Here is a 4,529-nt window from a genome sequence, read left to right as displayed (position 1 = left end):
TTTACTTTAATTGGTATAAATCATAGTGTTTCGCACGTCAGTCGAATAACTTACACAAAAGATTTTCCCGCAGCCCACAGCTCTTAGCTCAGGTTTTTCCCAAAACCAACTCATGATTAGGACTACATCATTTCTGATTCCAGCTGTGAGGTGACTCGAGCATGATTTCAAACGTATATAGCTTTAAGTTTAGCATTCAGATACTCGAGCCATACGCGCTGTAGATGTTTCCTTTATTAAGTGAGCGGCTCTCAGTATTAGTTAACAGCCTTTCGGCTACGAAATCTGACTTCTGCTCTATCTGTGAATCTATAGGATACGTGTAATTAGGGCTCTATCATGGAGGCTTCTCTTAAGAACGCTAGAGCTCATAATGAGTCGACTTAATGTCTCTTGTTATGCATTGAGCTTAAAACCACTCTCGATGGTATTGAGCGACTCGTTCTAAGTACTTCAAAGGGTGAAAGTAGGCTAGATTCAGCTTAAAGGTGAGAGTCGCTAAGTGTGTTCCCAAGTGGTGCCTGAGGGGTATATAAGCGAAGAAATAGAGCATCCCTCGTATTCGTGAAGTGACGTTTATCACCCTGCGGATTTAGATTCTTTGGTTCTAGGTGCTGGTATATTAGGGGTTACCACTCTGTCTTCGATTTTGATGTGTTTGTTGACTCGATATTAATCAGTCGTGTTGACCGTTTTGCTCTGAGCATATTGATTTCTTGCTGGTTAGTTCAAGCTATGTTTTGGTTATTGCGACTAAGATGAAGCTAGAAGGTCACTACTGTTTGCTTAGTAGAAATAAAAATCCCCCAAATCATTGGCGGATAGTTTTGTGATTCTTTTCAGAATTAGATAAAGCCTTAAACCTAATGGGTCGAATTATGAAATTGAGTTTTAACTTTGAAGATGCGAGCCAGATCTTTGTGGGATCTTTTGCCTTGGCCGTGCCGATTTCTTTTTCTGAAGAGGCTTGGAAGTTAGGGGAGACTTTACCTACCGCTAATCTATTGCTGCTATTTTTACTGTCTGCGGTGTTCTTAGGCTTCTATACGTATGAGAGTGTCTTTCAAAAAGATGTTGTTGCTCGGTTGCCGGTGTTTATTTTCAGAATAGTGATTGCTTATGTTATGACGGCATTGGTCGTTGCTTTGGTACTGACTTGCCTGGACAAATTACCTCTATTGAGTGATCCCGTCGTATCGATCAAAAGAGTGATTGTTATTTCAATGCCAGCCTCTATGGGCGCTATTGTAGTGGATAGTTTTGATAAAGAGTAATCTGTGTATCAATTTGGATTGAAGTGTCTTACAGAGCTTTTCAGCGCTTACTTGATTCGTTATTTAGCTTTCTTACCTCCAAACTTAGTATTGATTTTTTCAACCGATCTCCTAGTCAATAAAATGAGTAGCAACGTACTGTGACTGACTCTTACGTGAATGTGTCGTTTGTTGTTGGGAGATTTTGAAGAGCATTAAGTAGCGAAGATTTGTAGCTTTGGAAGGATATAAAAACGGTTGGTTTCTGAATTGAATATGGTATTTGAAAGGTGAGGGTAGTTGTATTAATAAGTTAGGATCTTTAGATGCAAAAAAGCCGCATCAATGATGCGGCTTCTTTTAATTGGCTCCCCTTGCAAGACTTGAACTTGCGACATACGGATTAACAGTCCGCCGTTCTACCAACTGAACTAAAGGGGAATTGATTGTTTAGTCTCTAATCAAGAGAATGGTGCCGACTACCGGAATCGAACTGGTGACCTACTGATTACAAGTCAGTTGCTCTACCTACTGAGCTAAGTCGGCATCATGAATCAAAAAGCTTATGCTTGATGATTAACTTGGCTCCCCTTGCAAGACTTGAACTTGCGACATACGGATTAACAGTCCGCCGTTCTACCAACTGAACTAAAGGGGAATTATTCTTAAAGCTTTAAAGAAATGGTGCCGACTACCGGAGTCGAACTGGTGACCTACTGATTACAAGTCAGTTGCTCTACCTACTGAGCTAAGTCGGCACATAATATTTCTTTGTGCTTTACTGTTGTTGTCTAAGACACCAACAAATAAATTGTGGTGCCCGGAGGCGGAATCGAACCACCGACACGAGGATTTTCAATCCTCTGCTCTACCGACTGAGCTATCCGGGCGACGAGGTGTATTAAACGTGTTTTCGCGTTCTGGGTCAACATTAAATTGCAAAAAAAGTATCGTTTGATGTTTTTCTATACTTAGTGGGTTGTTTTTGCTCATTTGGGGTGAAAAACCTAGGTCTAGCATGCCCTAAAAGATAGTAAAACTACGGTTAACTACACTGAATGGGCGCCGAAATAAAAAAAGCACGTATGAAAACGTGCTTTTTTATTTGAAAATTTTCTAGGGAGTTTAGTGTTTTACTTCAAACCTATTAACCCAAGCTTCTAATTCGTTGGAAAGAGAGGCAAGAGTTTGGGTGCTGTTATGACTTTCTGTTACGACATTGCTCAGTTGGTTACCGCTCTCTTCGATCATATTGATACGCTTCGATATATCATCGCTCACCTGAGTCTGCTCAGCGGCCGCTGTTGCGATTTGATGACTCATTGATGAAATGGACTCTAATGCGACAACAATCTGTTGTAGTGCTTCAGAGGCGTTTTGAGACTCTGTTACGGTGCTTTCACTGGTCGCGGCACACACTTCCATGGTTTGAATTGCGTTGCGAGATCCCTCTTGAAGGTTATTAATCATTAATTGGATTTCTTTTGTGCTCGATTGTGTTCTGCCTGCAAGGTTACGAACCTCATCTGCTACAACAGCAAATCCACGACCTTGTTCGCCAGCTCGAGCTGCTTCAATGGCTGCATTTAGTGCCAATAGGTTAGTTTGCTCCGCTATATCACCAATCACATCCAATACTTTTGCAATGTTGTTTACATCGTTATCTAGGTTAGCGACAGCTTCGCTTGCTGTGCCTAGTTGGCCTGCTAAGCCTTGAATGTTATCTACTGTGTTGTGAATGAGTTGTTGGGTATGCTGGCTCTGTTTGTCGGCCTCGTCGGTGTTGCGCGCGGTATCGCTAGCTGAAGCAGCTACGTTATTGGCTGAAGAGGCCATCTCGGTCATTGCTGTCGCGATCATCTCTGTTGATTGCTGTTGGGTGTCTGTCAGTTGACCAATTGACCCAGCGCGATCTTCTACGCGCTGCAGTTCGCCTCTTAATGCCAGCATTGAAGCGTCAAGGTTTGATACTAGCTCAGCCAATGACTTACTCATTTGTTGTACGGCGTGATAGATACTGCCGTCAATTGCCTGAGTTTCGAAAGAGGTTTGAATTCGACCTTGTGCTACGGCTTGTACTGCTTCTCGTACGTCTTTAGGTTCGCCGCCAAGAAGCGCTAGCATGCGTTTAATGGATACAATTAGGCTCGCCAGAATAAGACCAGCAATCACGACACAAAGGAATAGCTGCCATTGAGCAGTAGACCAAAAACGAGCGTTAACTTCATTGAACCCGATACCAGTGCCGACAACCCAACCCCAATGTGGCGTTTTCTCTGCAATAGACAGTTTTTCTTCAATCGTTCCATCTGGCAGTTTTTGTGTCCAGGTGTACTCAATGATCTCGCCAGTACGATTACCAAGTACTCTTTGGATTAGCTGCCCAACACTATTGCCGTCGCCATCTTTAAAGTCGTTAAAACTGGTTCCGTGCAGTTGAGGATCTAATGGTGTCGCGATAAACGTCATGTTCTCATCGGCTACGTAAACATATTCATTATCTTTATAGATGTTGTTGCGTAGAAGGCGAGTAGCTAGTTGCTTGGCTTGCTCTTCTTCTAGTGTGCCATCAATCGCCATTTTTTCGACTTCAGTAAGAATGCTGTATGCGCTCTTAAACAGCTCTGTTACGCGAGCTTTGTTGTCCATGTTGCTAGCAACTCTTAAGGTCCATAAGCCTGTAGCCGTCAGTGCTAGCAGGGCGTTCAAGATGATGCCCGATAATAAGTAAGCTTGCGTTTTTAGTTTCATATTTCCCCGCGCAGCGATTCAATAATTAGTATTAGGTATAATTCATCGAATCTTAATCTAAGTGGTGTAAGTCAGATATTAGAAAGACATCAAAGTATGATAGGGATTAAATTTTCGAAGAAAAAAAAGTAACAGGACTTGGTTCTATTTGTTTTAATGTGAATATTAGCGGGTCATGAACTTTATAAGGCGTTGGTTCTGTTGTAGTGGATATGCTTTATAGAACTTAGAATCAACTGCTGTAGTAAGAGTACTAAAAGGAGATAACTCAATTTATCGAGACTGATTAAGAGTTAGTGAGGAGCTGATGTGTATATTGAATAGAGTTTGTTTTTGTTCAAACGAAAAAAAGCCAAGTCTTTCGACTTGGCTTTCTTGAATGTGGCTCCCCTTGCAAGACTTGAACTTGCGACATACGGATTAACAGTCCGCCGTTCTACCAACTGAACTAAAGGGGAATTATTTGTGTCAACATCAGGTCTATAAAGACCATTATTTGTTAAGCACCAAATAATGGTGCCTCGA

At 41.9% G+C, this 4,529-nt stretch carries 2 protein-coding genes and 6 tRNA genes; 1 reads left to right on the top strand and 7 read right to left on the bottom strand.

Going from position 1 to position 4,529, the window contains the following annotated elements:
- Window positions 1–878: 878 nt before the first annotated feature.
- Window positions 879–1,274 carry a DUF2391 family protein gene (locus tag AB4384_RS23180; protein WP_017060180.1) on the top strand — a complete coding sequence of 132 codons (396 nt, stop codon included), beginning with the start codon at window positions 879–881 and terminating at the stop codon, window positions 1,272–1,274.
- Window positions 1,275–1,618: 344 nt separating this feature from the next.
- Here the strand turns inward: AB4384_RS23180 and AB4384_RS23175 are convergent.
- The 7 genes from AB4384_RS23175 to AB4384_RS23145 form a co-directional block, all read right to left on the bottom strand.
- Window positions 1,619–1,694 (bottom strand) — tRNA-Asn (locus AB4384_RS23175).
- A 29-nt stretch (window positions 1,695–1,723) separates the two neighbouring features.
- A tRNA-Thr gene (locus tag AB4384_RS23170) sits at window positions 1,724–1,799 on the bottom strand.
- A gap of 36 nt (window positions 1,800–1,835) precedes the next feature.
- Window positions 1,836–1,911, bottom strand: a tRNA-Asn gene (locus AB4384_RS23165).
- Between the two features lie 24 nt (window positions 1,912–1,935).
- Window positions 1,936–2,011, bottom strand: a tRNA-Thr gene (locus AB4384_RS23160).
- 56 nt (window positions 2,012–2,067) lie between these two features.
- Window positions 2,068–2,143: transfer RNA gene (locus AB4384_RS23155), tRNA-Phe, on the bottom strand.
- Window positions 2,144–2,378: 235 nt separating this feature from the next.
- On the bottom strand, window positions 2,379–4,004 hold the full coding sequence (locus AB4384_RS23150; RefSeq protein ID WP_372130175.1) for a methyl-accepting chemotaxis protein: 1,626 nt from the start codon (window positions 4,002–4,004) through the stop codon (window positions 2,379–2,381).
- A 382-nt stretch (window positions 4,005–4,386) separates the two neighbouring features.
- Window positions 4,387–4,462 (bottom strand) — tRNA-Asn (locus AB4384_RS23145).
- Window positions 4,463–4,529: the final 67 nt, after the last annotated feature.

Origin of the sequence: Vibrio sp. 10N.261.51.A4, assembly GCF_041471945.1 — a bacterium.
GTDB classification, from domain to species: domain Bacteria; phylum Pseudomonadota; class Gammaproteobacteria; order Enterobacterales; family Vibrionaceae; genus Vibrio; species Vibrio crassostreae_C.
Note: the sequence above shows the minus strand (reverse complement) of the source record. Positions and strands in the feature narration are given on the sequence as shown.